Source organism: Cupriavidus sp. USMAHM13 (assembly GCF_001854285.1).
Lineage (GTDB): Bacteria > Pseudomonadota > Gammaproteobacteria > Burkholderiales > Burkholderiaceae > Cupriavidus > Cupriavidus malaysiensis.
On sequence record NZ_CP017752.1, the window covers coordinates 2,163,841 to 2,187,274 of the forward strand.

The 23,434-nt window shown below is 69.5% G+C and carries 19 protein-coding genes and 1 pseudogene; 9 read left to right on the forward strand and 11 right to left on the reverse strand.

The window, feature by feature from the left end; genetic code table 11:
• Nucleotides 1-97 precede the first annotated feature (97 nt).
• Together BKK81_RS27815 and BKK81_RS27820 are read right to left on the reverse strand one after the other, a co-directional pair.
• The gene (locus BKK81_RS27815) at nt 98-802 is read right to left on the reverse strand and encodes an HAD family hydrolase (RefSeq protein WP_071019597.1); all 705 of its coding nucleotides are present in this window, start codon (nt 800-802) and stop codon (nt 98-100) included.
• Between the two features lie 616 nt (nt 803-1,418).
• A pseudogene (locus BKK81_RS27820) lies at nt 1,419-2,177 on the reverse strand (IS481 family transposase); the annotation flags it as partial.
• A gap of 804 nt (nt 2,178-2,981) precedes the next feature.
• Between BKK81_RS27820 and BKK81_RS27825 the strand changes: the two are divergent.
• On the forward strand, nt 2,982-3,902 hold the full coding sequence (locus BKK81_RS27825; RefSeq protein ID WP_071019599.1) for an alpha/beta fold hydrolase: 921 nt from the start codon (nt 2,982-2,984) through the stop codon (nt 3,900-3,902).
• Between the two features lie 140 nt (nt 3,903-4,042).
• Here BKK81_RS27825 and BKK81_RS27830 read toward each other — a convergent pair whose 3' ends face one another.
• The 7 genes from BKK81_RS27830 to BKK81_RS27860 all read right to left on the reverse strand — a co-directional run bounded on the left by BKK81_RS27830 (nt 4,043) and on the right by BKK81_RS27860 (nt 12,550).
• On the reverse strand, nt 4,043-4,888 hold the full coding sequence (locus BKK81_RS27830; protein WP_071019601.1) for an isocitrate lyase/PEP mutase family protein: 846 nt from the start codon (nt 4,886-4,888) through the stop codon (nt 4,043-4,045).
• 246 nt (nt 4,889-5,134) lie between these two features.
• Nucleotides 5,135-6,055 (reverse strand): LysR substrate-binding domain-containing protein, encoded by a 921-nt coding sequence (locus tag BKK81_RS27835; protein WP_071019604.1) that lies wholly within the window; start codon nt 6,053-6,055, stop codon nt 5,135-5,137.
• Between the two features lie 172 nt (nt 6,056-6,227).
• Nucleotides 6,228-8,363, reverse strand: a complete 2,136-nt coding sequence (locus BKK81_RS27840) for a phosphocholine-specific phospholipase C (RefSeq protein ID WP_071019607.1) — start codon at nt 8,361-8,363, stop codon at nt 6,228-6,230.
• 50 nt (nt 8,364-8,413) lie between these two features.
• Complete coding sequence (locus BKK81_RS27845; protein ID WP_071019609.1) at nt 8,414-8,614, reverse strand: hypothetical protein; 201 nt, start codon at nt 8,612-8,614, stop codon at nt 8,414-8,416.
• Between the two features lie 31 nt (nt 8,615-8,645).
• Nucleotides 8,646-10,658, reverse strand: a complete 2,013-nt coding sequence (locus BKK81_RS27850; protein WP_071019612.1) for an alkaline phosphatase family protein — start codon at nt 10,656-10,658, stop codon at nt 8,646-8,648.
• Between the two features lie 370 nt (nt 10,659-11,028).
• The gene (locus BKK81_RS27855) at nt 11,029-11,298 is read right to left on the reverse strand and encodes a hypothetical protein (protein ID WP_083384486.1); all 270 of its coding nucleotides are present in this window, start codon (nt 11,296-11,298) and stop codon (nt 11,029-11,031) included.
• Nucleotides 11,299-11,584: 286 nt separating this feature from the next.
• A complete protein-coding gene (locus tag BKK81_RS27860; protein WP_071019615.1) occupies nt 11,585-12,550 on the reverse strand; it encodes a helix-turn-helix transcriptional regulator in 966 nt (321 codons plus the stop codon).
• A 361-nt stretch (nt 12,551-12,911) separates the two neighbouring features.
• Here BKK81_RS27860 and BKK81_RS27865 point away from each other — a divergent pair, with 361 nt between their 5' ends.
• A complete protein-coding gene (locus tag BKK81_RS27865) occupies nt 12,912-13,727 on the forward strand; it encodes a MetQ/NlpA family ABC transporter substrate-binding protein (RefSeq protein ID WP_071019616.1) in 816 nt (271 codons plus the stop codon).
• A gap of 81 nt (nt 13,728-13,808) precedes the next feature.
• Here BKK81_RS27865 and BKK81_RS27870 read toward each other — a convergent pair whose 3' ends face one another.
• Entirely contained in the window at nt 13,809-14,414 is a 606-nt protein-coding gene (locus BKK81_RS27870) for a 2-hydroxychromene-2-carboxylate isomerase (RefSeq protein WP_071019619.1), read from the reverse strand.
• A 287-nt stretch (nt 14,415-14,701) separates the two neighbouring features.
• On the opposite strand from BKK81_RS27870, the gene BKK81_RS27875 reads away from it, so the two are divergent.
• On the forward strand, nt 14,702-15,400 hold the full coding sequence (locus BKK81_RS27875; RefSeq protein WP_071019621.1) for a PadR family transcriptional regulator: 699 nt from the start codon (nt 14,702-14,704) through the stop codon (nt 15,398-15,400).
• Between the two features lie 65 nt (nt 15,401-15,465).
• A complete protein-coding gene (locus tag BKK81_RS27880) occupies nt 15,466-16,278 on the forward strand; it encodes a siderophore-interacting protein (RefSeq protein WP_071019624.1) in 813 nt (270 codons plus the stop codon).
• Nucleotides 16,279-16,630: 352 nt separating this feature from the next.
• Here BKK81_RS27880 and BKK81_RS27885 read toward each other — a convergent pair whose 3' ends face one another.
• Nucleotides 16,631-17,500: an IclR family transcriptional regulator gene (locus BKK81_RS27885; RefSeq protein ID WP_083384487.1), complete on the reverse strand. Its 870-nt coding sequence runs from the start codon at nt 17,498-17,500 to the stop codon at nt 16,631-16,633.
• 90 nt (nt 17,501-17,590) lie between these two features.
• On the opposite strand from BKK81_RS27885, the gene BKK81_RS27890 reads away from it, so the two are divergent.
• From BKK81_RS27890 to BKK81_RS27910, 5 genes are all read left to right on the forward strand, one after another.
• The gene (locus tag BKK81_RS27890; RefSeq protein WP_071019627.1) at nt 17,591-18,589 is read left to right on the forward strand and encodes a tripartite tricarboxylate transporter substrate binding protein; all 999 of its coding nucleotides are present in this window, start codon (nt 17,591-17,593) and stop codon (nt 18,587-18,589) included.
• A 209-nt stretch (nt 18,590-18,798) separates the two neighbouring features.
• Nucleotides 18,799-20,376, forward strand: a complete 1,578-nt coding sequence (locus tag BKK81_RS27895; RefSeq protein WP_083384488.1) for a class I adenylate-forming enzyme family protein — start codon at nt 18,799-18,801, stop codon at nt 20,374-20,376.
• Nucleotides 20,377-20,386: 10 nt separating this feature from the next.
• Nucleotides 20,387-21,208, forward strand: coding sequence for a citryl-CoA lyase (locus BKK81_RS27900; RefSeq protein ID WP_071019630.1), 822 nt, complete (start codon nt 20,387-20,389; stop codon nt 21,206-21,208).
• Nucleotides 21,205-22,020 (forward strand): SDR family NAD(P)-dependent oxidoreductase, encoded by an 816-nt coding sequence (locus BKK81_RS27905; RefSeq protein WP_071019632.1) that lies wholly within the window; start codon nt 21,205-21,207, stop codon nt 22,018-22,020. The genes BKK81_RS27900 and BKK81_RS27905 overlap by 4 nt, the downstream gene beginning before the upstream one ends.
• A 126-nt stretch (nt 22,021-22,146) precedes the next feature.
• The gene (locus tag BKK81_RS27910) at nt 22,147-23,349 is read left to right on the forward strand and encodes a glycine C-acetyltransferase (RefSeq protein WP_071019635.1); all 1,203 of its coding nucleotides are present in this window, start codon (nt 22,147-22,149) and stop codon (nt 23,347-23,349) included.
• Nucleotides 23,350-23,434 lie beyond the last annotated feature (85 nt).

The window sequence follows — 23,434 nt, forward strand, 5'->3', positions numbered from 1 at the left end:
CGCTTTGTGAATCCGGCATGACATGGCCGCGACGGCGGGGGAAGTCCGGCCTGCCGGTGCCCGCGCGTGCCGCCGCCTCGGGCCGCCTGAGGCTGCCTCAGGCCGCCGATAGCGCGGCGCCGGCCGGGGCATCGGTGGATAGCGCCAGCACCGGCCAGCCGCGCGCGCGCGCCAGCGCCAGCAGCGAGGCGTCGGGGTTGACCGCGACCGGGTCGCTCACCTGCTCCAGCAGCGGGATGTCGTTGCGCGAATCACTGTAGAAGAATATGCGATCGAAGGCCTCGCGGCGCAGGTTCTGCGCCTGCAGCCACTGTGCCACGCGCACGACCTTGCCGGCGCCGAAGCTGGGCTCGCCTTCCAGTTCGCCGGTGAACTCACCGCTCCCATCGACCACGGCCTCCACCGCGATCAGATGCCGCACGCCCAACCGCACCGCGATCGGTTCGGCGACGAAGCGGCAGGTAGCCGTGACGATGCAGCACAGCGCTCCGTCGTGCCGGTGATGCGCCAGCAGCGCCGCGGCATCCGGCAGCAAAGCCGGTTCGATGACCTCGCGCATGAAGTCGGCGCGCCATTGCTCCAGCCGGAGGCGGGGGTGGCGCGCCAGCAGGCCGAGGGCAAAGCGCGCGTGGGCACGCGCGTCGAGCGTGCCGGCCTGGTAGGCCTCCAGCCAGCGCGCGTTGTAGTCATCAGCCTCGGCCGCGTCGAGGGCGCCGACGCGCACCAGGTAGCGTGTCCACTCGTACTCGCTGTCCAGCGGCAGCAAGGTGTGGTCGAGGTCGAACAGGGCGAGGCTGGTCATGCTTGGGGGCTCCTGGGGGAAAGCCGCAAGCATGTGGCAGCGGGGTGACTGGTGCGTGATGGTTTTCGTAAGTTTTTTGATGCTGGTATTGGATTGGACTTGGTGCTTGTCTTCGGGCGATGCTGCTCTGCGGGGCAACGGCCTGTTTCGACCCCCTGCGGGGAGCCGACTGGCTTTCGTGACGCAAGGCTTTTGCGCGTGGATTCGAGTGGTATCGGTCAGTGTGACAACGGCCTGTTTCGACTCCCCCTGCGGGGGAGCCGACCTACTTTCTTGGTCTTGCCCAAGAAAGTAGGCAAAGAAGGCGCGCCGGGTGCGGCTCAATCCCCCCTCGCGTGCTGGGGCAAAGAGCGGCCGGGCCCCAACTCGGATCGCCTTAAGGCGATCCTCAGACAGGGGGCCCTCTTTTCCGCTCTTTGCCCCAGCACGCGAGGCGCCGCACTCGGCAGGGAAAAGAAGTCACGCCTCGCTGCGCTTCGGGCGGGCTGTGTTCGGCCAGCAGCTGGCCGAACACAAAGGCTCAGCAAACCTGGCCGTTATGCAAAAGCGAGCCCGCTCGCAGACCAACGGTTTGGCCTTTTCCTCCCGTGGGCGGCGCCTCGCGAATGGGCCCCGGCCGGTGAAAGCGTTCGTCCTTGCCATTGGTTTGAGGATGGGCGGGACGGCTATGGGTCAGGCGCACGCCCAGCCGGATGAGCCAGACCCGCAGGCCGGTGAGCTGCCCCGGTTGTGAAGGACTGCCCCACGGCGCCCCATTGTCGGCGTTGATACGCCAAGGCAGTCCGAAGTGGCGAAAGGCCTGGGCCAGGTGCTCCTGGACCACAGCAGTGTGGGTCTGCGTACAGGCGGCCAGCGTGACGGCGAAGCGGGAATGATCGTCCAGTACCGTCAATGGTGAGCACATCTGGCCATCGTGCGTGCGAAAGCCGCCCTTGAAATCCATTTGCCACAGCTGATTGGGCGCCGCATGTTCAAAGCGTTGCCAGGGCTGGGCCTTGACCGAGGCTTCGGGTGAGATCAGGCCATGTCGATGCAGGATGGACGTCACGGTGCTCGGAGCCGGCACCGGTGTGTGGCCCAGATCCTGAAGCCGCCGGCTGATCTTGCGCCCGCCCCAAGCCGGGTGCTGCAGGCGCAGGTCGACGACCAGTCGCTCCAGTTCCTCCGCCGTTCGGGTCGGACTGGTCGCGGGCCGGCGCGACCGCTCGACCAAGCCAGCCATCTCCTGTTCGGTGTACCGAGCAATCCACTTATAGCCGGTCTGCGGGGAGATGCCGTAGCGTTGGCATAGCTGGCGGCGATTGCAGCCCTCTTGCTGGGCGAGCAGGACGAATTCGTGGCGCAGGCTCATGGTGTCGCGTGGGCTCCAGGGCATGACGGACTCCGGCAGAAACTCTGCCGTGAAGTGTCAACCATGTCCTCGTACACCTGTCCACCATGTCCCCGGTCTATACATCTCGCCAAAGAAAGTAAGCAAAGAAAGGCGACCGGGGTGCGGCGCCCCCCCCCTCGCGAATTAGCCCCGTCCGCCGCGCCCGTCCGAACTCGCGGCCTGCGGCCGCCCAGACAGCGGACGGGCTTCATCGGCGGCCGGGGCCCATTCGCGAGGCGCCGCACACGGGAGGGAAAGGCCAAACCGTTGGTATGCGGCTCGGCTCGTTCTTGCGTAATGGCTTGGTTCGCTGACTCTTTGTGTTCGGCCAGCGAGCTGGCCGAACACCCCCCACCCGAAGCGAAGCGAGGCGTGGCGTCTGTTCCCTGCCGTGTGCGGCGCCTCGCGGGCTGGGGCAAGGAGCGGAAAAGAGGGCCCCCTGTCTGAGGATCGCCTTAAGGCGATCCGAGTTGGGGCCCGGCCGCTCTTTGCCCCAGCACGCGAGGGGGTTTTAAGCCGCACCCGGCGCGCCTTCTTTGCCTACTTTCTTGGCAAGACAAGAAAGTAGGTCGGCTCCCCGCAGGGGAGTCGAAACAGGCTTTTGCCTCGCACACCGACATCGCCCCAACCAAAGCACCAAGTCACGAGAGCCGAAACAGGCCGTTGCCCCGCACACCAACACCGCCCGACATGCACCACGCCCACCCAGCAAGAACCCCTCATCACCAGGTGGTTGCAAAACAAAACCATGCCTTGTAAATTCCATCTGGTTTTATTTTGCAACCAAAAAAGATGGAGGAACGAACGATGACCGATCACGCGACAACATTGGCTGGCACCTTCCCCTATACCCCCCATTTCACCGACAGCCCCGGCTTCCGCATGCACTACGTCGATGAAGGCCCCGCCGACGGCGAAGTCCTGCTCTGCCTGCACGGCGAGCCAACCTGGGGCTACCTGTTCCGCGATCTCATCAAGACGCTGCGCGGGACCTGGCGCGTAGTCGTTCCCGACCATATGGGATTCGGCAAGAGCGAAACGCCCCAAGGCCGCAGTTACTGGCTGCAGGACCACATCGACAATCTCGAACGATTGGTCCTGTCGCTCGACCTCACCGGCATCACGCTCGTGATGCACGACTTCGGCGGTCCTGTCGGAATGGGGCTGGCAGCCCGCCATCCGGACCGGATCCGCCGCGTCATCAGCGCCAACGGTCCGACTCCCTTCGGGCAGGCGACCCTGCCGCAGCGAGTCATGGCGAATGCCGCCGAGTCACCGTGGTTCCGGTGGATCGCCAAGGCCGAAGCGGACGGCAGCCTGGAAACCGTGCTGGGCCAGCTCGGCTTCAATATCCTGAGCACGCTGAAACTGAACGGCTTCGAACACAACGCCATCATCAGCGATGCCTGGCTGGCGGCCTATGCCGCGCCATTCGCCACGCCGGCCGACTGCCTGGGCGCCATCGGCTGGGCCAAGGGATTCGCCACCGGTGCTCACCGCTTCGAAACGCCCGATGCGGCGGCGGAGCGGGCGATCCGCGGCAAACCGGCGCTCGCGATCTGGGGAGAGGCGGACCGCACGCTCGGCGCTGAGCATTTCCTGCCCCTGTTCACCGAGATCTTTCCCGCGGCGCCGGTCAAGCGCCTGGCGGGAGTCGGCCACTATTGCCTGGAAGATGCCCCGGCTGCCGTGGCCGGCCTGGTCTCGGCGTTCATGCGCCAGACCTGAGCGGGTCGCGCGCACCGCCATGGGAAGCTCAGCCAGGAAGGGGAGCAGCGCCAAGGGCAAAGAATGGGAGAGCAAGCCAATGCCGGCGCAAATGGCATGTTTCCCGGCAGCATGCGCTGCCACGGCGGCGCCCACGCGGATCAGTTGGTCGCGTAGGGGCGGAAGATCGCGTTGATCGCCGCGCCGCTCGCGGCAGTCCGCATGTAGCCGAAGCTGCCTTGCTCCTGCATCTCACGCGCGGCCTGCATGAAGGCGCCCAAGGCGCTGCGCGCCATCGCGCCTCCCACGCTGACGCGCCGGGCCCCGAGGGCAAACAGTTCCGGTGCGTTCAGCGTCGAGCCGCCGAAGCCGGCCAGGACGTTGACCGGCCTGTCCACCGCGCGTATCACCGTGGCGATATCCTCGCTGCGGCTCAGGCCCGGTGCATAGAGCACGTCGGCGCCGGCTTCCTGGAATGCCTGCAGCCGGGCGATCGTGTCTGCCAGGTCCTGCTTGCCGAGGAAGAAGTTCTCGGCCCGTGCCGTGAGGGTAAAGGGGATGGGCAGGGCGCGCGCGGCCTCCACCGCCGCGCGGATCCGTTCCGCGGCGAAGCCGATGTCGTAGAAGGGCGCGTCGGCGCGGCCGGTGACATCCTCGATGGAGGCGCCGACGACACCGGCCTGCGCGGCCTGCCGGATGGTGCGGGCCACATCTTCCGGCGCGTCGGCGTAGCCGTTCTCCAGGTCGGCGCTGACAGGCAGCCCGGTCGCCGCGGCAATCTCCTCCAGGTGGGCCAGCACCCGTTCGCGCGGCACCGCGCCGTCCGGCAGGCCGAGCGAGAAGGCAAGTCCCGCGCTGGTGGTGGCCAGCGCTTCGAAGCCGGCATGGGCGAGCAGGCGGGCCGTGCCGGCATCCCAGGGATTGGGAATGATGAAACCCTCGCCCTGGAAATGGCGATCGCGGAAGGCCTGGGCCTTCTTCCGATGCTCGGCAGAGAATGCTTGCATGATGAGGTCGCGGGCGCATGGCCCGACTGTGTGATGGGACGTAGATTTCACTGTGCATCGCCCCCGGAATCAAGGGAAATGTGCGCATGCCGGGGATGCCGGCCGGGCATGCCGGCGGGGGCTCCGGCATGCGCGGACCGCAGCGGGCCGCACCCGCTGCACCGGGGCGTGCTCCGGCTGACCGCCCGGGGCAAGCACCCAGGGCAAGCACCCGGGCCGGTATCGAACGATGCGGCCCGTTATGCCTCAGGTCCGCGCCGGTGCCGGCGCCGGCCTGCGGGTCCCGACCCGCTCCCCGCCGCGCTCCTGCGGCAACACCAGGCAATCGAGGAAGGCCCCCAGCAGCCGTGTCCCCTTGCGGTTCTCCAGGCAATACAGGTACTCATGCAACACCGGTGGCTGGCACGAGAACGGCACCACCCGCAGCGCCGGGTCGTCCGGCACTTCGCCCAGGGGCACCACGCTCGCGCCCAGGCCCTGGCGGATCGCTTCGTAGATCGCCTCGCGGCTGCCGATCACGGTGTGCTGCGGCAGCTCGAAGCCGGCGTCGGCCAGCGCGGTCTCGGTCGCCTTGCGGGTCATCGAGCCGTGTTCGCGCATCAACAGGTGGCAGGTGGTGAGCTGGGCCAGGCTGACGCTGGTCTGGCGCGCCAGCGCATGGGTGGGCGGCGCCACCAGCACGAGCGGGTCGGAGGCCAGCATCACGCGCGCCAGGCGGGGGTCGTCGACGGTGTGGGAGGAGATGGCGACGTCGATGCGGTACTCGAACAGCGCGTCCAGCATCTGCTGCGAGTTGCCGATGTCGATGCTGACGTCGATGGCGGGGTAGCGCTGGCGGAAGGCGGCCACGCTGCGCAGGATGTAGTACGGGCCGGTGGCACCGATGCGCAGGTTGCCGAAGCGCAGGTCGCCGGCGTTGCGCAGCAGGAAGTCGGCGCTGCCTTCCTGCTGCACCAGTTGCTCGACGATGGGCATCAGGGCCACGCCGACGTCGCTGAGGTCGACGCGGCTGGCGCGGCGGTAGAACAGTTCCACGCCGTAGAGGTCTTCGAGCTGGCGGATGCGGCCGGTGACGGTGGGCTGGCTGACGCGTAGCTGCTTGGCGGCGGTCGTGATGCTGCCCTGGCGGGCCACCTCGAAGAAGGTCATCAACAGGTCGCCGAGCATGATAGGGGTGGGAGAGTATGCGGGGCGCCAGTCTACGGGCGGTTTGTGACAGTCGCGTGGATGGCGTGCAGACAGGCGGCCTCCCTGGCCGGGAGGCCGCCTTGGCGAAGGCTGGTTCACTGAACCGGGGCGCAGGTGGGTGGCGGGCCGGCGGGCCGGCCCGCGCGGCGCATCAGCCCTGGCCCATGGCGGGATCGGAGACGCTGTCGGCGCCGGTCTCCAGGCGTCCGGCGAAGCGGCGCAGGAAGCCGCCCTGGGCGGTGGTCACGGTGAAATCGTACCAGTTGCCCTGGCGGCCCACCGGCCAGTGCTGCTCGATCTGCTTGCCGGCCGGGATCTCGTAGGTCCAGGGGCCGTCGCCGCGATAGGCGTTGGCGGTCACGGTGAAGGTGCAGGCAGCCGTGCCGGTGTTGATCAGGTCGAGGTAGACGTGGGCATTGGCCACGTCGTAGCAGACGCGGATCTCCGGCGCGCTGGCGCCGGGCACGCCGAGCGCGCTGACGTCGCCCTGGAAGGCGCGGTGGAAGCCGTTCGGGCCAAGCACCCACAGGTCGTACTTGCCGCCGTCGCTGGCGAAGGTGTCCCAGCTGCCGCTGAGTTCCTTGCCCGGCTCGATCGCGTAGCGGCGCGGCACGCGGTCCAGGTGCAGGCGGTCATAGACGTGGAACACCGCGGCGGCCTTGCCGGTGTTGCGCAGGGCCAGCCAGACGCGGCGGCCGGCGTAGTCTTCGCGGGCGCTGACGTGCAGCTCGTAGGGCAGGGCCCGCGAAGGGCGCGAGCCGGTGGCCTGGGCCGGCAGTTTCTGCGCCGCCACGGTGGGCAGCGGTACCTGGGCCAGCAGGCCTTGCGCGGTACGGATGGCGTCGGCGCTGGTCTTGTCGCGGTTGGGCAGCGTGGGCAGCACCTCGCGGTTGGGGGTGACGAAGTTGAAGGCGGAGGTCAGGTCGCCGCAGACGGCGCGGCGGAAGGCGCTGATATTGGTCTCCGCCACGCCGAAGCGGGCTTCCAGGAAGCGCAGCACCGAGGTGTGGTCGAACACCTGCGAGTTGACCCAGCCGCCGCGGCTCCAGGGCGAGACCACGTACATCGGCACGCGCGGGCCCGGACCGTAGGGGTGCTGGTCGGTGTGATATTCGCCGTCGGCCGACATGGTCGCGCCGCCCGCCAGCACGCCCCCGTCGTAGGCCGGCGCGCACGGCGGCGGCACATGGTCGAAGAAGCCGTCGTTCTCGTCGAAGTTGATCAGCAGGACGGTGCGGCTCCAGATATCGGGATTGGCGGTGAGGGCATTGAGCACTTCCTGGGTGTACCACGCACCCTGCACCGGGCTGGACGGCCCGGGGTGCTCGGAGTAGGTGGCGGGTGCCACGATCCACGAGACCTGGGGCAGCTTGCCGGCGGCGATGTCGTCCTTGAAGGCCTGCAGGAAGCCCGCGTCCGGCATGGTGTTGCCGATGCCTTTGATGAGCGGGCTGATGGTCTCGTCATTGACGGTGTAGGCCGGATAGGGGCTGCCGTTGGCCGCGTTGCCGCGCGCGGCGTTGGCCTTGCGGTACTGGTCGAAGCCGGCGAGCGGGTTGTCGGTGTAGTTGTCCGGCATGTTCTGGTAGACCTTCCAGTTCACGCCGGCGGCCTGCAGGCGCTCCGGGTAGGTGGTCCAGCGGTAGTTGATGCCGGTGGCATCGAGCGAGTCGCCGCTGTTGTCGATCACCGGCCCGCCGAAGGCGCCGGTGGGATCGTTGGTGCCGGTCCAGTGGAACAGGCGGTTGGTATTGGTGCCGCCGTGGAACGAGCAGTGGTAGGCATCGCACAGGGTGAAGGCATTGGCCAGGGCGAACTGGAAATCGAGTTCGGCCGAGGTGTAGTAGCCCATCGACTGCGTCTGCTTGTAGGTCGGCCACTTGTTCATGCGGCCGAGGTCCCAGGCGTTCTGCGCGTCGGGGTAGCTGTGCGGCGTGCCGCTGACGCGCTGGGCGTTGCCGGCCTGGCTGTCGAGGTGGTACGGCAGCACCGTGCGCGAGCCCGAGGTGTAGGTCTGCTGCCAGACGTTGAGGCCGCCGGCGAGCGGGATCGGGAAGCGGTCGCCGAAGCCGCGCACGCCCATCAGCGTGCCGAAATAGTGGTCGAAGGAGCGGTTCTCCTGCATCAGGATCACCACGTACTCGACGTCGCGGATGGTGCCCGTGGCGTTGTTGGCCGGGATGGCCAGGGCGCGGCGGATGGAAGGCGGGAAGGCGGCCAGGGCCGCGGCGGCGGCGGTGCCGCTGCCGGCCATGCGAAGGAAGTTGCGTCGGCTGGACGAAGTCATGTCAGTGCGTGCAGCGTGGAATGGTGGGCGGTTTCCGGCAGGCGCGGCGCTCAAGGCGCGCAGCGCTTCTGCGGCGTCTTGTCGGGCGTCTGGTTGGGTGCATCGGCGTCGGCCGCGGGCGTCGCCGGCGAGCCGGTGCCGCCGGTGGTGCCGGCATTGCCGCCGTCGCCGCCGCAGGCGGCCAGCGCGGCGCACAGCAGCGCGGCGCCGAGCCAGCGCATGCGCGCAAGAGTGGGGAGGAGTGGCGTCATGTCAGTGAGGTCCGATGATGAGGTTGGGCTGTCACGGCTGCAGCGAAGAGATCGGCTGGCGCGATCCCGGGATCGACTTGAGCTCGTCCAGCGTCAGGGTGCGTGTCCATATCGCCAGGTCGTTGAACTCCATCACGCCCTTGAGCGAGCCCGGATTGTTGGCGACGTAGTTATGCGTGGCGTCGTCGTTGACACCCCAGGTCTTGGTGCCGAGGCCGCCGAGCTTGCTGACGTCAGTGTTGGCGATGGCCTTGTTCTCGGTCTTCTGCAGGCCCAGCACGGGGTCGATGATGTAGGCGCTGAAGGTCTTGGCGGTGGCGTTGATCGACAGGGCGACATAGGCCCACTGGTTGGCGCTGACCTTCATGCCGGTGATGTCGTCGCGCTTGCCGCCGCTGCCGATGTTGAAGCGGAGCTCGCAGCTGCCCCACAGGGCGATGGCAATGCCGGGGTTGCTGCCGGTGTAGTAGTCCTTGTTCGACAGGATGGGCTCGCCGGTGCCGTTGCCCTGGGTGCAGTCCGTCTTGAACCAGAAGCCCATGGTGAACTGCGGGCTCAGCGCCAGGTCGGTGCCGCTGAAGGCCAGTTTGTAGGCATCGATGCGCGAGTCCACCTTGAGCGCGCCGCTGCCGAAGTTGTCGGTGCTGGCCGAGCCGCCGTCGGTGCCGGCGATCCACGGGCCGAGCGTGGAGGCGCCCTTGACGTCGACCGGAGGCAGCTTGTCGAAGCTGTAGTAGAGCGCCAGGTTATTGGTCAGCGTGGTCGCCAGCGGGGTCGGCCGGATGTAGTTCATCTGGGCCAGGTAGGACGTCGGCACGCCGTTGCGCACCAGCGTGTAGTTGAAGCGGTACAGGCCGCTGGCCAGGTCGAAGCCGCTGTCGTTGTACTGGGTGGTGCCGGCCGGCAGCGTCGCCACCGTCTTGCCGTCGCGCAGCAGGGTCATGCTGCCGCTGGCGGCGGACGGGTTCTGCCAGTTCAGCAGCAGCGCGTCGCCGTAGCGGCCGACGGTGGTGGCGATGCCGCGCACGCCGGTGGCGCTGGCGATCAGCGAGGCGCCGTCGGTGGCATTGCTGGCCGCGTCGGCGCGCACGCCGACATGGTCCAGCAGGGTCGGGGCGATGTCGGCGCCGCTGGGCAGCGCCGCCAGCTGGGCATTGTTGGTCGGGGCCGGACCGCCGGGGCTGGTCAGGTCTGCGTTGAGCGCCTTGTTGAGCGCGATGAAGGCGGTGCGGTTCTCCAGCATCGGCACCGAGGTGGTGGCGCCGGTGGCGTCCAGGCCGTGGCTGGCCGTGACCAGTACCAGCCAGTCCTCGCCGGGGTTGGCCTTGCGGCGCTCGGCGACGGCAGCCAGCAGCTTGCCGAGCGCGGCGTCGACACTGACCAGGGCGCTCGTGTAGGCGCTGCTTTCGAGGCCTGCCGCGGCCGCGGCGGCGGCGGGCGCGGTGTAGTGCGCGAACACCGTGTCGTAGCCCGCGCGCACCAGGCGCAGGCTGTTCTGGGTGACGCAGTCGTCGGCGCCGGCGCAGTCAACCAGGGTGTTCAGCGCGCCGCTGGCCTGGTCGGACTTGAGCAGGCCGGGCATCACCATCGAGCTGGTGGCGGCGCCGGCCTGGCGCGCGCTGCCGGCGGCGCTGCGCAGCCGGGCGAACAGCGTCGGCGCCTGCAGCTGGCTGGCGCTGTCGTCGGCGATGCCATGGCGGTTGCGCCAGGTGCCGCTCAGCACCGTGGCCCAGCTCGGCGCGTCCAGCGGTGCCTGCTCGGTCACCGTGCCGAGGGTGCCGCCGGTGGCGCTGGGCATCAGCGTGAGCTGGCCGAGATTCGGCAGCGCGTGCGCCAGCAGCGCCGACTGCAGCGCGGAATAGGTGGCGCCGTCCACGCCGACCAGCAGCACCTTCTTGCTGGCCGTCGCCGGTGTCTGGGTGCTGGGCGAGGGCGGGTTCTGCCCGCCCGATGCCGCAGCGCCGTCATCGCTGCCGCCGCAGGCGGCCAGCGTGCCGGCCAATGCCAGTCCGCACGCCAGGCGTGCGTGTCGAGTCCATGCCATCTGAGATTCCCCTTCTTCTGTTGTGCCGCGGCGCCTGTGTGCCACGGCGCTGGATGCGTGTCGGATTGCGCTCCCCGCAATGCGTACGCAGCGTAAGGAGGGGGCTTGTCATCGCAGTGACAGATGGGGAAAGAATCCTGATGCGGTCATTCGGATTCTTGGCCGCGCACCGGCTGAGCGGGCCGCGCACGGGGTTTGCCGCCGCGTGCGCGGGCAGGGCCGGGCCGCTCACCGGAGGGGGCGGGCCGGCGCCATGCGGGACGCTAGGAGGGGACCGGAGACTGGCGTATGCAGGCGGGCCGGCCCCCTCAGGGAGGGCGGCCGGCCCGGCGCGGAAAAGAGGGAACGGTGCGGCGCGAGTGCGCGGCGCTCAGTTGCCGCCTTCGCTGTAGGGGTCGCGCGGGGCGGAAGACGAACGGCTGCCGTCAGTGAACGGATCGCGCAGGTCGCTGACGGTGCGCATGCCGTCGGTGTAGGGGTCGTGCGTGCCGGTGGCGCTCCGCGCTGCGGCGGCGTAATGGGCGTCGATCGACGGACGGGCCGCCCCGATCGCGCCCGGGGCTGCCTGCGCGGCGCAGACGCCGGTGCCCAGTGCGGCCGCGAGGGCCGCCATCCAGGCCATTCGATGATGAGGTGTCATGGGTTTCTCCTGCGGGTGACGGGGCATGCCCCAGGGGGAGCGGCGCGGGCGGCGGCGCATGGACAAGGGAGCGCCGCGCGCACCGTGCCTGGCGGGAGTCGGGTGCTTCCGCCGGGGCGCTTTCGCCGGGGGGCTGGCACGGGCCTTCCGGCCGCGCAGGGTGAGCATAGGAATCGGCGCCGGGCCTGCCAATGATGCAAATGCATCAATCCCCGCAGCCAGCGTGCGTCCAGTGCGCATCCAGTGCGCATCCAGTGCGCATCCAGTGCGCGTTGGTGTGGCGCATTCAGAAGGCGGCGGCCTTGAGGTGCAGTACGAGTTCCGCGTTGGAGCGGATGCCCAGACGCTCGTGCGCGCCGGCGATGTGGTTGCGCACCGTGGCCGGCGCGATCGACAGCTTGCGCGCGATCGTCTTGTAGCTGTCGCCGGCCGCCAGGCATTGCGCGATGGCGAGTTCGCGCGCGGTCAGGCGGTCGACCGGGAGCCGTGTCCTGGCCCGCAGGAAGAGCGGCTCGCCGCCGAGCACGCGGCGCACGGCGATGGCTTCGCCGAGGAAGGCCGGCCGGCCCTGCGCGACCAGCGCGGCGCGCAGGGCTTCGGGCAGGTGCAGTGCCTCGGCCTGAGGCCATTCCGCTCGCAGCAGGTCGAGGAAGGCCGCTTCGGCGTGCAGGATGTAGCCGCTGAGGGCGACGATGGCGCCGGGATAGCGCTGCTCGCCGAAGGAGGGCGGCAGCGCTGCCAGCGCCAGCGACCGGTTGATGGCGAGGGCTTCCATCAAGTGGGGAACCAGGTGGTGGCACAGGCGTGTGTCGGCCGCGCTGAAGTGCTGGTTGGGGGCATGGCGGTACAGCGACAGGCTCTGTACCGTGCCGTCCTGGCCGGGCAGCACCGTGATGAGGCCGTTCGCATGGCGGAAGCGTCGTTTGTAGTCGAGCAGCGCCTTCTGCGAGGCGGCGCCGAACTCGCTCTCGGCATGAAAGCGTGCCGGCATGCCCGGGCTTGCCAGCGCACGCAAGGCCGCGGTGTCCTGCAGCGAGATGCTTTCGTACAGCAGCGGGGCTTCGGGGTCGTCGTGGAACAGATGCGCGCAAAGGAAATGGATGCCGTCCGGTGCGATCCGGCCGATGCCCCACTTGCCGGCGTCGAAATGCAGCGCACCCTGCAGTGTCCGCAGCACCGTGTCCTGGAACGAAGCCGCGTCGCATTCGTGCGCGCACCGGTAGAACTCGAGGATGAGGCGCGGAATATCCATGACGGCCTCCCGTTCATGCCCCCCGGCGTGCCCGGCAACTCTTTGCCCATGGTAGGCAAGATCCGCGCGCGCGGCCAAGCGGAATCGCAAGCGCGCCGCATTCGCGCGGCGCGCGCGGCGCCCGCGCTCAGCGATGGGTTCTGGAAATGCCACTCGAGGCGCGCGGCGGTGCGGCCGATGGTGGCGATGCCAGCGTGGCGCGCATGGCATATCGATAGCCGAACTCCTTCATTCCCGTCGCCGCGGCGTGTCGCTAGGATGGGCAGCACATGCCCGCCGGCAGGTGCCGCGGGCCGCGGCCGGAGCCTGCCCGCGCGGGCGGCGTGGCCGCGACACCTTCGCACAGGACAGAGGAGCCTTCATGCAACGCCGTCACGTTTTCCACGCCGCCACGCTCGCGCTGGCACTATCGCTGTCGGTCGGGGCCTTGCCGCTGGCCCGCGCCGCCGACCAGGTGGTGCGCCTGGGCACCATGAGCGGTCCCGACGCCCAGATCTGGGAAGTGGTGCGCGAGGTGGCCAAGCGCAAGGGTGTCGAAGTGAAGATCGTCGAGTTCAATGACTACGCGCAGCCCAATGCGGCGCTGGATGCCGGCGATCTCGACGCCAACGGTTTCCAGCACCGTCCCTTCCTCGACAGCCAGGTGCAGGCGCGCCACTACAAGATCGTCAGCGTCGGCCTGACCTATGTGGCGCCGATGGGCTTCTATTCGCGCAAGGTGAAATCGCTGGGCGAGCTGCCGCGCGGTGCGCGCGTCGGCATCCAGAACGACCCCTCCAACGGCAACCGCGCACTGCTGCTGTTGCAGAAGGAAGGGCTGATCAAGCTGCGCGCCGGCGCGGGCACGGGCGGCCGCAACGCGACGCCGCTCGACGTGGTCGACAATCCGAAGCGGCTCAAGCTGGTGGAACTGGACTCGGCCATCCTGCCGCGCGCGCTCGCCGACCTCGACGCGGCGTCCATCAACACGGACTATGCCGTCAAGGCCGGCCTGTCGCCCACGCGCGATGCCATCGCCACCGAGGACCTGCGCGGTCCTTATGCCAACCTGATCGCAGTGCGCGAGCAGGACCAGGACAAGCCCTGGGTCAAGCCGCTGGTGGAGGCCTACCAGTCGCAGGAGGTGCGCGACTTCCTGGCCCGGCAGTTCCACGGCGCGATCCTGCCGGCCTTCTGAGGGGGGCAGGGCCTGCCCCTGTTGCATCCTGCGGCGCGACGCGGGCCGCCGCCGGGCGGCGCCGACGATCCTCCGCGGCGCTCACTCCGTCAGCGCTTCCTCGACGAAGTGCAGCCGGTCGTTGCCCCAGAACAGCTCCTCGCCCACGATGAAGCTCGGCACGCCGAACACGCCGCGCGCCACCGCGGCTTCGGTGGCCTGCTTGAGGGCGTCCTTGACGGCAGGATCGTCGATCATGGCCAGCGCCGCGCGCGGGTCGAGGCCGGCCTGCGCGAGCACTGCGCCGATCTCGGCCGGATCGTTCAGGTTGCGCCCGTCCACCCACATGGCCTGGAAGATGGCCTGCACATAGCGCTGGAAGAGCGCCTCGTCCTGGCGCTGATAGCCCATCGCGGCCCGCATCAGCATCAAGGTGTTGATGGGGAAGTGCGGATTGTGGCGGAACGGCGCGCCATACTTCCTGGCCCAGCGCGCCAGGTCGGTCTTCGACCAGCGGCCCTTGGCGGGGATCTCCGCCGGACTGTGGTTGCCGGTGGCCTTGAACACCCCGCCGAGCAGGATGGGCCGCCAGGCGATGTCGGCGCCGGCGCGCTGCGCCACGCGCGGCGCCTCCAGGTAGGCGAGGTAGGAATAGGGGCTGCCGAAGTCGAAGAAGAACTCCAAGGTGCGGCGCGCGGACTGTTGCATGGTCTTGTCTCCTGTGTCGATGCCATGTCCATGTCGTGGGCGGGTCCGGAAGGGACCTGGCCGGAACGGTCGCGGTATATTTGTATGACGACCGTTTAGTCACGAACGTTAGGGCCGGGCATGCTTCATGTCAAGAGGACAAGGCGCGTCGGCAGGGGGGGCGGCAGGATGCCGCAAGGCGGGCGGGGAAGGGGAGAATGCCGCCGCGCCGGGACAAAGCCGTCCTTGACAAGTCACGCCTCGCTTTATATCGTAAGATATGTTTTACGATATATCGGAGTGAATCCATGCATTCCCATCCCTTTGGCAGAGGTCTCGGCCGGCACTTGCTCGGTCATCTCTCCGAGCAGTTCGGCGAGCGTTTTGCGCGCCACGCCATCGGCCGCCACTCGCGCGGCGGCGGCCGCGGCTTCTGGAGCGGCTTCGGCGATGCCGATGGCGGCGACGGTACCGATGGCTTCGATGAGGGCGGCTGGCGGCGCGGGCGCAAGTTCAGCGCCGACGACCTGCAATTGCTGCTGCTGTCGCTGCTGGAAGAGCAGCCCAGCCACGGCTATGAACTGATCAAGGCGCTCGAGACACGCACCAGCGGCTTCTACAAGCCCAGCCCGGGCGTGATCTATCCCGCGCTGACCTATCTGGAAGAGGTTGGCTACGCCACCGTGGATAGCGAGGGCAACAAGAAGCGCTACCACCTCGCCCAGCCGGGGCGCGACCATCTCGAAGCCAACCGCGAGCGCCTGGCGCTGATGCTCGGCAAACTGCGGCACGTGGCGCGCAAGATGGAGTGGATGCGCCGCGCCATGGCCGGCGAAGCGCAGGTCGAGCCGGAGGCCGGCGGCTGGCTGCCAGAGTACGTGGCCGCGCGCCAGGGCCTGAAGCGCGCGCTGGTGCTGCGCGGCGAGGCCTCACCCGACGAACAGCGGCGCATCGCCGCCATCCTGCAGCGCGCCACCGCAGAGATCGAGGCGCCGGGCAAGGCCTGAGGCCGATGCCGGCGCACCCCGCTTTCCCACGCCTTGCCCGGCAAGGCGGATCGACAAGGAACTTCATGACGACACGCGACCTGACCGTGCAGCGCGTGCGCCATCCGCTCAAGATGCGGCTGGTGCAGGCGCTGCGTACCCGCCTGGTTTCCCCTCAACTGCTGCGCGTCACCTTCGGCGGCGACGACCTGGCCGACTTCCATTCGGGCTCCTTCGACGACCACGTCAAGGTGTTCTTTCCCGCCCCGGGGCAGGACCAGCCGGCGCTGCCCGAAGTCGGGCCGAACGGCCCGGTGTTCCCGGAAGGGGCGGCGCGGCCCGCCGCGCGCGACTACACCCCGCGCCGCTTCGACAACGCCGCGTGCGAGCTCGACATCGAGTTCGTGCTGCACGGCGACGGCCCCGCTTCGACCTGGGCGGCGCAGGCGCGTGCGGGCCAGTTCCTGGGCATCGGCGGGCCGCGCGGCTCCTTCGTGATCCCGCGCGAGTTCGACTGGCACCTGCTGGTGGGCGACGAGACCGCGTTGCCGGCGATCGGCCGCCGGCTGGAAGAACTGCCCGCGGGCAGCCAGGCGCTGGTGGTGGTGGAAGTGGCCAGCCCGATCGCGCAGATCCCGCTGCAGAGCGCCGCGCAGCTTACCGTGCGCTGGCTGCATCGCAACGGCGAGGCCGCCGAAGGCAGCCTGCTGGCGCCGGCGCTGCACGACCTGCAACTGCCGCCGGGCGAAGGCTATGCCTGGGCCGCCGGCGAAGCGCAGGCGATGCGTGCGGTGCGCCAGCACCTGGTGGGCGAACGCGGCATCGACAAGAGCCGCATCCGCGCCTCGGCCTACTGGAAGCGCGGTGCCTCGGCGGTGCACGAGACGCTGGAGGATTGAGCTTCGCGGCGGCGGGGCTGGCTGGGAGGGTTGGGATGGTTGGGTTTACACCATCGGCTTCGTCTTTTGGCTCGCGGGCTGGACCACACCGACGGCTTCGTCATGCGTGGCGCCTTGCTGAACCACCCCTCTCCCCAACCCTCTCCGTGCGGGGAGAGGGAGCCAAGACAGTGTGCTTGGCGATTGGTGTTGGTGCATCTCGTCGGCTTCGCCCAGTGCGATGGGCTTCGCGCCGCGCTGGTTTGCTCCCCTCTCCCGCTTGCGGGAGAGGGGCCGGGGGAGAGGGCAGGCGCCGGCAGCCCCGCCGCGCCATCCATCGCCCCGGCACGCCTTCCCGGGCAGATCGCCCGCGCTACAACCCGCGCGGCAGCTGCGTGGCAAACGCCTTGCGCATCGCGCGCACGATCAGGTCCTGCCGTGCGCGCGGCATGCGGGCCATGGTCGAGGCCACGCTGATGGCCGCCACCGGTTCGTCTTCCGCATCGCGCACCACCATGCCCACCGCCAGCACATCGCGCGTGGCATGGTTGCCGATCACCGACCAGCCGCGCTCGCGCGTGGCACGCACCAGGATGCGCATGCGTTCCGGCGTCATGCCGCCGTAGCGTTCGAGCGTGGCCCCGTTGGCCGCGATGACGTTTTCCACTTCGCGGTCCGGCAGCGCCGACAGCAGCGCCAGCCCGGCCGCGCCGACGCCGAGCGGCTGGCGCGTGCCGACCTGGATCACCAGCACCTGCACCGGATAGCTGCCCACGTGCCGCGCGATGCAGTGCGACAGCGCGCCTTCGCGTATCACCGCGAAGGCGGCGTCGCCGCAGGCTTCGCTGACCAGGGCCAGCACCGGCTGCAGGCGCGAGACCACCGCCGGCGTGCCGCGCGCCTGCGCCACCGCCGCCAGGCGCGGTCCGCCCACATAGCGGAAGCGCCCCTTCTGCGCCACATAGCCGCATTCGACCAAGGTGGAGAGCAGGCGGTAGACGGTGGCCCGCTCCAGGCCGGCGGCACGGCACAGGTCGACCACGCGCAGGCCTTCGCGGCCGCCCGCGAGGATGGCATCGAGCAATTGCAGGCCGCGCCGCAGCGTGCGGCTGCCGCTGTCCTCGACTGCATCGACTGCATCGGCGCTGTCCTCGCCAGGTGTGGCGATGGCGTGGGCGATGGTCGGACCGGCGGCAAAAACGTCCGGCTGGCGGACATTCCGGTTGGCGGGGAGGGAAGGCATGGGGAAGAATCTGCTGGTCGTAGGAGCCGTCCGCCAGTATGCCGCAGCGCGGCGCGAACGGCTCCCGGCAGAACAGAAAGAGGAGACAAGATGACCATGCAGACCCAGGGTCGCCGGCATTGGCTGGCGCTCATGGCGGCGCTCGCCTTCGGCGCGGCGCTGTCCCCGGCGGCGGCGCGTGCCGACGCCGCCAACTGGCCCACGCGGCCGATCCGCCTCGTCGTCGGCTATGCCGCCGGCGGCGCCACCGATGTGCTGGCGCGCATCATCGCTCTCAAGATGGGCGAACAGCTCGGCCAGGCGGTGATCGTCGACAACCGCGCCGGCGCCAACAGCAACGTCGGTGCCGAGATGGTGGCCAAGGCGGCGCCTGACGGCTACACGCTGTACGACTACACCATCGCCAACACCATCAATGCCACGCTCTACAGCAAGCTCGGCTACGACCCGCAGAAGGACTTCGAGATGATCGGCCTGATCGCCAAGATCCCGAACATCCTGGTGGTCAATCCCAAGCTGCCGGTGCACTCCGTGGCCGACTACGTGCGCTTCGCCAAGGCCTCGCCCGACGGCGTCACCTTCGCCTCGTCCGGCAGCGGTTCGTCGATCCACCTGTCGGGCGAGATGTTCAAGATGCAGGCCCACCTCAATATGCTGCACGTGCCCTACCGCGGCAGCGCGCCGGCGGTGTCGGACCTGCTGGGCGGCCAGGTGCAGTCGATGTTCGACAACACGCCGTCCTCGCTGCCGCATGTCAAGGCCGGCCGCCTGCGCGCCATCGCCATCACCAGCGCGCAGCGCTCGCCGCTGCTGCCGGAGGTCCCAACCGTGGCCGAGTCGGGCTACCCGGGTTTCGACGTGCAGTCCTGGTTCAGCCTGGCCGCGCCCGCCGGCACGCCGCGTGCGGTGATCGACAAGCTCAATGCCGTGCTGAACAAGACCCTGGGTGCGCCGGACGTGCGCCAGCGGCTGCAGGACCTGGCGGCCACGCCGGAGCCGGGCACGCCGGAACAGGCGCGCGCCTTCGCCGCCGCCGAGATCAAGCGCTGGCGCGAGGTGGTCAAGCAGTCCGGCGCCAAGGCGGACTAGTCCACTGAATCATTGAAATGGGAGGGGAAAGACATGGCATGCGGGAATCAGCGCTAGGCGCAAAGCGCAGCCATAGCACGGCGATGGCGAGCATTTGCAACGACGCGATGAGCCCGCATGCCATGGCAGGCACCGACCGATTTCAGCGATTCAGTGGACTAGGACCGGCCAGCATTCGCCAGCCAATCCACAGGAGAGACAGCCCAATCATGTACCCCATCGACTTCTTCTGGCGCGCAGCCCAGCGCTGGCCCGAGCGCCCGGCCATCGACGCGCCCGAGGGCACCATCGCCTATCGCGAGCTGGCCGCGCGCGTGGCGGCGCTGGCCGCCGCGCTGCAGTCCCTGGACAGCGCACCGCAGAGCCGGGTGGGCATCTGCGCCGGCAACAGCGCCGAGCATATCGTTGCCTTGCTGGCCGTGCTGGCCTGCGGCAAGGTGTGGGTGCCGCTCAACCCCAAGAGCACGCATCCTGAGATCCGCCGCATCCTCGAGGTGACCGAACCCTCGATTCTGGTGCTCGACCCGGCCTGTGCCCCCTTGCTGGAGGGGGCGCCCGGCGCGCGCGTCCATTGCGGCACCGCGCCCGCGGACGGCCTGAGTGTCGCCGGGCTGTGCGCGGCGCACGCGGGGGCGCCGCGCCCGCTGTTCGACCTGCCGCCCGAGGCCACGCAGGCCATCAAGTTCACCGGCGGCACCACCGGGTTGCCGAAGGGCGTGATGCAGCCCTACCGGGCCTGGATGGCCAATATCGCCAACCAGATCCAGGCCTGGGGTTTCGACGCCGACGATCGTTATGTGGTGGCCGCGCCGGTCACCCACGGCACCTCCACCTACCTGCTGCCCATCCTGGCCCAGGGCGGCTGCCACGTGGTACTGGCCGGCGCCGGCGCCGAGGCCGTGCGCGAGGCCTTCCGCACGCGCGGCGGCACGGTCTGCTTCATGCCGCCCACGCTGATCTACATGCTGATGGCGCTGCCGGGCGCCTCGCGCGCCGATTTCCCCGCGCTGCGGCGCCTGATCTACGGCGGCGCGCCGATGCCGCCGGAGAAGATCCGCCAGGCGCGCGACTTCTTCGGCCCGGTGCTGGGCACTACCTACGGCCAGACCGAGGCGCCGCAGATCCTGACCGTGATGCGTCCCGAGGACTTCGAGCAAGAGCAGAACTGGGCGGCGGTGGGCCGCGCCACCTGGTTCAGCGACGTCGCCATCATGGCGCCGGACGGACGCCTGCTGCCGCCCGGCGAGGTGGGCGAGGTGGTGGCGCGCGGCGACCTGCTGATGGGCGGCTACTGGAAGCTGCCCGAGAAGACCGCGCAGACCCTGGTCGACGGCTGGCTGCACACCGGCGACCGCGGCCTGATCGACGAACGCGGCTACCTCTACCTGAAGGACCGTCTCAAGGACATGGTGATCACCGGCGGCTTCAACGTCTATCCGGTCGACGTGGAGAACGCGCTGGGCCAGCACCCGGCCGTGCACGAATGCGCGGTGTTCGGCGTGCCCGACGATAAATGGGGCGAGGCGGTGCAGGCGGCCGTGCAGCTCCGTCCCGGCATGCAGGCACAGGAAGCCGAGCTGATCGCCTTCGTGCGCGAGCGCCTGGGCCCGGTGCAGACACCCAAGCGTGTCCACTTCCATGCCAGCCTGCCGCTGTCGCCGGTGGGCAAGGTGCTGAAGACCGCCGTGCGCGAACAGGCCATCGCCGCCGATGCGGCGGGCCGCGGTCACCAGAACCCCATCCGGAATCAGAACCAGAACCAGACCCAGAACCAGACCCAGAACTGAGGAGACCGCCATGACAACCAAGCCGGACCAGGGCCCCGTCACCCGCCTGTGCACGCACACGCTGACCAGCCTGCACTATCGCGATGCCAACCTGGTTGAAGACCTGATGGGCAAGAAGACCTTCACCGAGGTGATGCTGATGCAGATCCTGGGCCGCACGCCGCGCCCGGTCGACCTGCGCATCACCGACGTGGTGCTGATCGTGCTGATGGAACACGGCCTGACCCCCAGCGCCATCGCCACGCGGCTGATCTATATGAGCGCGCCCGAGAACCTGCAGGGCGCGGTATCGGCGGGGCTGCTCGCGGTGGGCAGCTCCTTCGTCGGCACCATGGAGAACTGCTCGCGCCTGCTCGACCGCATCGGCGCTGCCGCCGATCCGGATGCCGAGGCCCTGGCCATCGCCCGGCACTACAAGGAGATCAAGGGCGCCGTGCCCGGCTTCGGCCACCACCTGCACAAGCCGGTGGACCCGCGCGCCTACAAGCTGCTGGAGATGGGCCGCGCGGAGCCGGACCTGGCGGGCGACAAGATCCGCGCCCTCGAACGGCTGTCGCAGGCCGTGGACGCGGTGGCCGGCCGCCCGATCACCATCAACGCCACCGGCGCCGTGGCGGCGCTGCTGGGCGAGATCGGCGTGCCGACCGGCGTGATGCGCGGCTTCGCCGTGATCTCGCGCGCGGCCGGGCTGGTCGCGCATATCGTCGAGGAGCAGCAGAGCCCGTCCGGCCGCTTCATCTGGGACACGGTGGAGGAAGCCATTCCCTACGTGGGGGAAGGAGGCAACGGAGGCGGCAACGGAGGCGGCAAGGCCGGCGGAGCAGGGCAATGAACGCGCCGGCGCTGCCGCTCGACCTGTCCGGGCGCACCGTGCTGGTGGCCGGCGGCGGCTCGGCGGGGCCGGGCTGGAGCATCGGCCGCGCTTCCTGCGTGACCTACGCCCGGCTCGGCGCGCAAGTCTGCGTGGTGGACCGCGATGCCGCCTCGGCCGACGAGACCACGGCGCTGATCCGCGCCGAGGGCGGCAGCGCGCTGACGCTGCAGGGCGACCTGGCGGAGGAGGGCGACATCGTGCGCGTCTTTGCTGCCGCGCGCGAGCACTTCGGCCGCATCGACGTGCTGCACCACAATGCCGGCATCGGCAAGACCGGGGGGCCGATGGAGACCAGCGCGGCCGACCTCGAGCGGGTCCACGCCGTCAATGTGCGCAGCCTGCTGCTGTGCACGCAGCAGGTGCTGCCCGGCATGGTGGAGCAGGGGCGCGGCGCCATCGTCGCCATCGCCTCGGTGGCGGGCATGCGCTACGTGGGCTATCCGCACCTGGCCTACAGCGTGACCAAGGCCGCGGTGATGCAGTTCACGCGCATGGTGGCGCAGCAGTACGCGCCGCACGGCGTGCGCGCCAACACCGTGGTGCCGGGCCTGATCGACACGCCGCGCATCGCCGGCACGGTGGCGCACATGTTCTCGCAGGACAGCCTGGACGAGGCCCGCCAGGCGCGCGCGCGCCAGGTGCCGATGGGGCGCATGGGCAGTGCCTGGGAGGTGGCCCACGCCTGTGCCTTCCTGGCCTCGGACGCGGCGGCCTACATCACCGGCACCGAGCTGGTGGTGGATGGCGGCCTGACCGGCAAGTACGCCTGAGGCGGCAGCCTTGGCGCGGCCGTCTTGTGCGCGCCCGGCGCGCGCACTAGACTGGTCGGGCCGGGACGCGCGCGGGCGCTCAGTCCGCCGCTCCGGCCTGCCATCTTGCCGCCCGGGGGAGCCGACATGGACGACCGCTATCTTCCGCATCTGCGCGACACGCTCGCCGCCATCCGCGCCGAAGGCTTCTACAAGGCCGAACGCGTCATCGGCAGCCCGCAGGCCGCCGCCATCCGGCTGGCGGCCGGCGGCGAGGTGCTGAACTTCTGCGCCAACAACTACCTGGGCCTGGCCGACGACCCGCGCCTGATCGAGGCGGCCCGTCGCGGCCTGTCGGAAGACGGCTTCGGCATGGCGTCGGTGCGCTTCATCTGCGGCACGCAGTCGGTCCACAAGACGCTGGAAGCCTCGCTGGCCGCCTTCCTGCGCTACGAGGACACCATCCTCTACTCCAGCTGCTTCGATGCCAATGGCGGCCTGTTCGAGACGCTGTTCGACGATCGCGACGCCATCATCAGCGACGAGCTCAACCACGCCAGCATCATCGACGGCATCCGCCTGAGCAAGGCGCGCCGCTACCGTTACAGCAACAACGACATGGCCGACCTGGAGGCCCGCCTGCAGGAGGCCGAGGCCGGCGCCGCGCGCTTCAAGGTGATCGCCACCGACGGGGTGTTCTCCATGGACGGCATCGTCGCCAACCTGAAGGGCATCTGCGACCTCGCCGACCGCTACCGCGCGCTGGTGATGGTGGACGATTCGCACGCGGTGGGCTTCGTCGGCGAGCACGGGCGCGGCACGCCCGAGCTGTGCGGCGTCGAGGGGCGCATCGACATCCTCACCGGCACCCTCGGCAAGGCGCTGGGCGGCGCTTCCGGCGGCTATGTGGCGGCCCGGCGCGAGGTGGTCGAACTGCTGCGCCAGCGCTCCCGGCCCTACTTGTTCTCCAACGCGCTGGCGCCCAGCATCGCCACCGCCACGCTGAAGGTGCTGGAACTGCTCGGCAGCGAGGAGGGCGCCGCGCTGCGCGCGCGTGTGCGCGCCAACGGCGAGCTTTTCCGCCGCGAGATGAGCGCGCTGGGTTTCACGCTGGTGCCGGGCCGGCATCCCATCATCCCGGTCATGCTGGGCGACGCCGACCGGGCCACCGCCATGGCCGACGCCCTGCTGGCGGAGCACGTCTACGTGATCGGCTTCTCCTATCCGGTGGTGCCGCGCGGGCGTGCCCGCATCCGCACGCAGATGAGCGCGGCCCACACCCCGGCGCAGGTCGAGCAGGCGGTGGCAGCCTTTGCCAAGGTCGGGCGCAAGCTGGGCGCGATTCCCTGAGGGGTTCCCCGCCGTGCCCGGCCTGGTCTTGCACCTCATGTTGCGCCTTATGTTGCGCCTCATGTTGCGCATCGTGCTCCGCTTT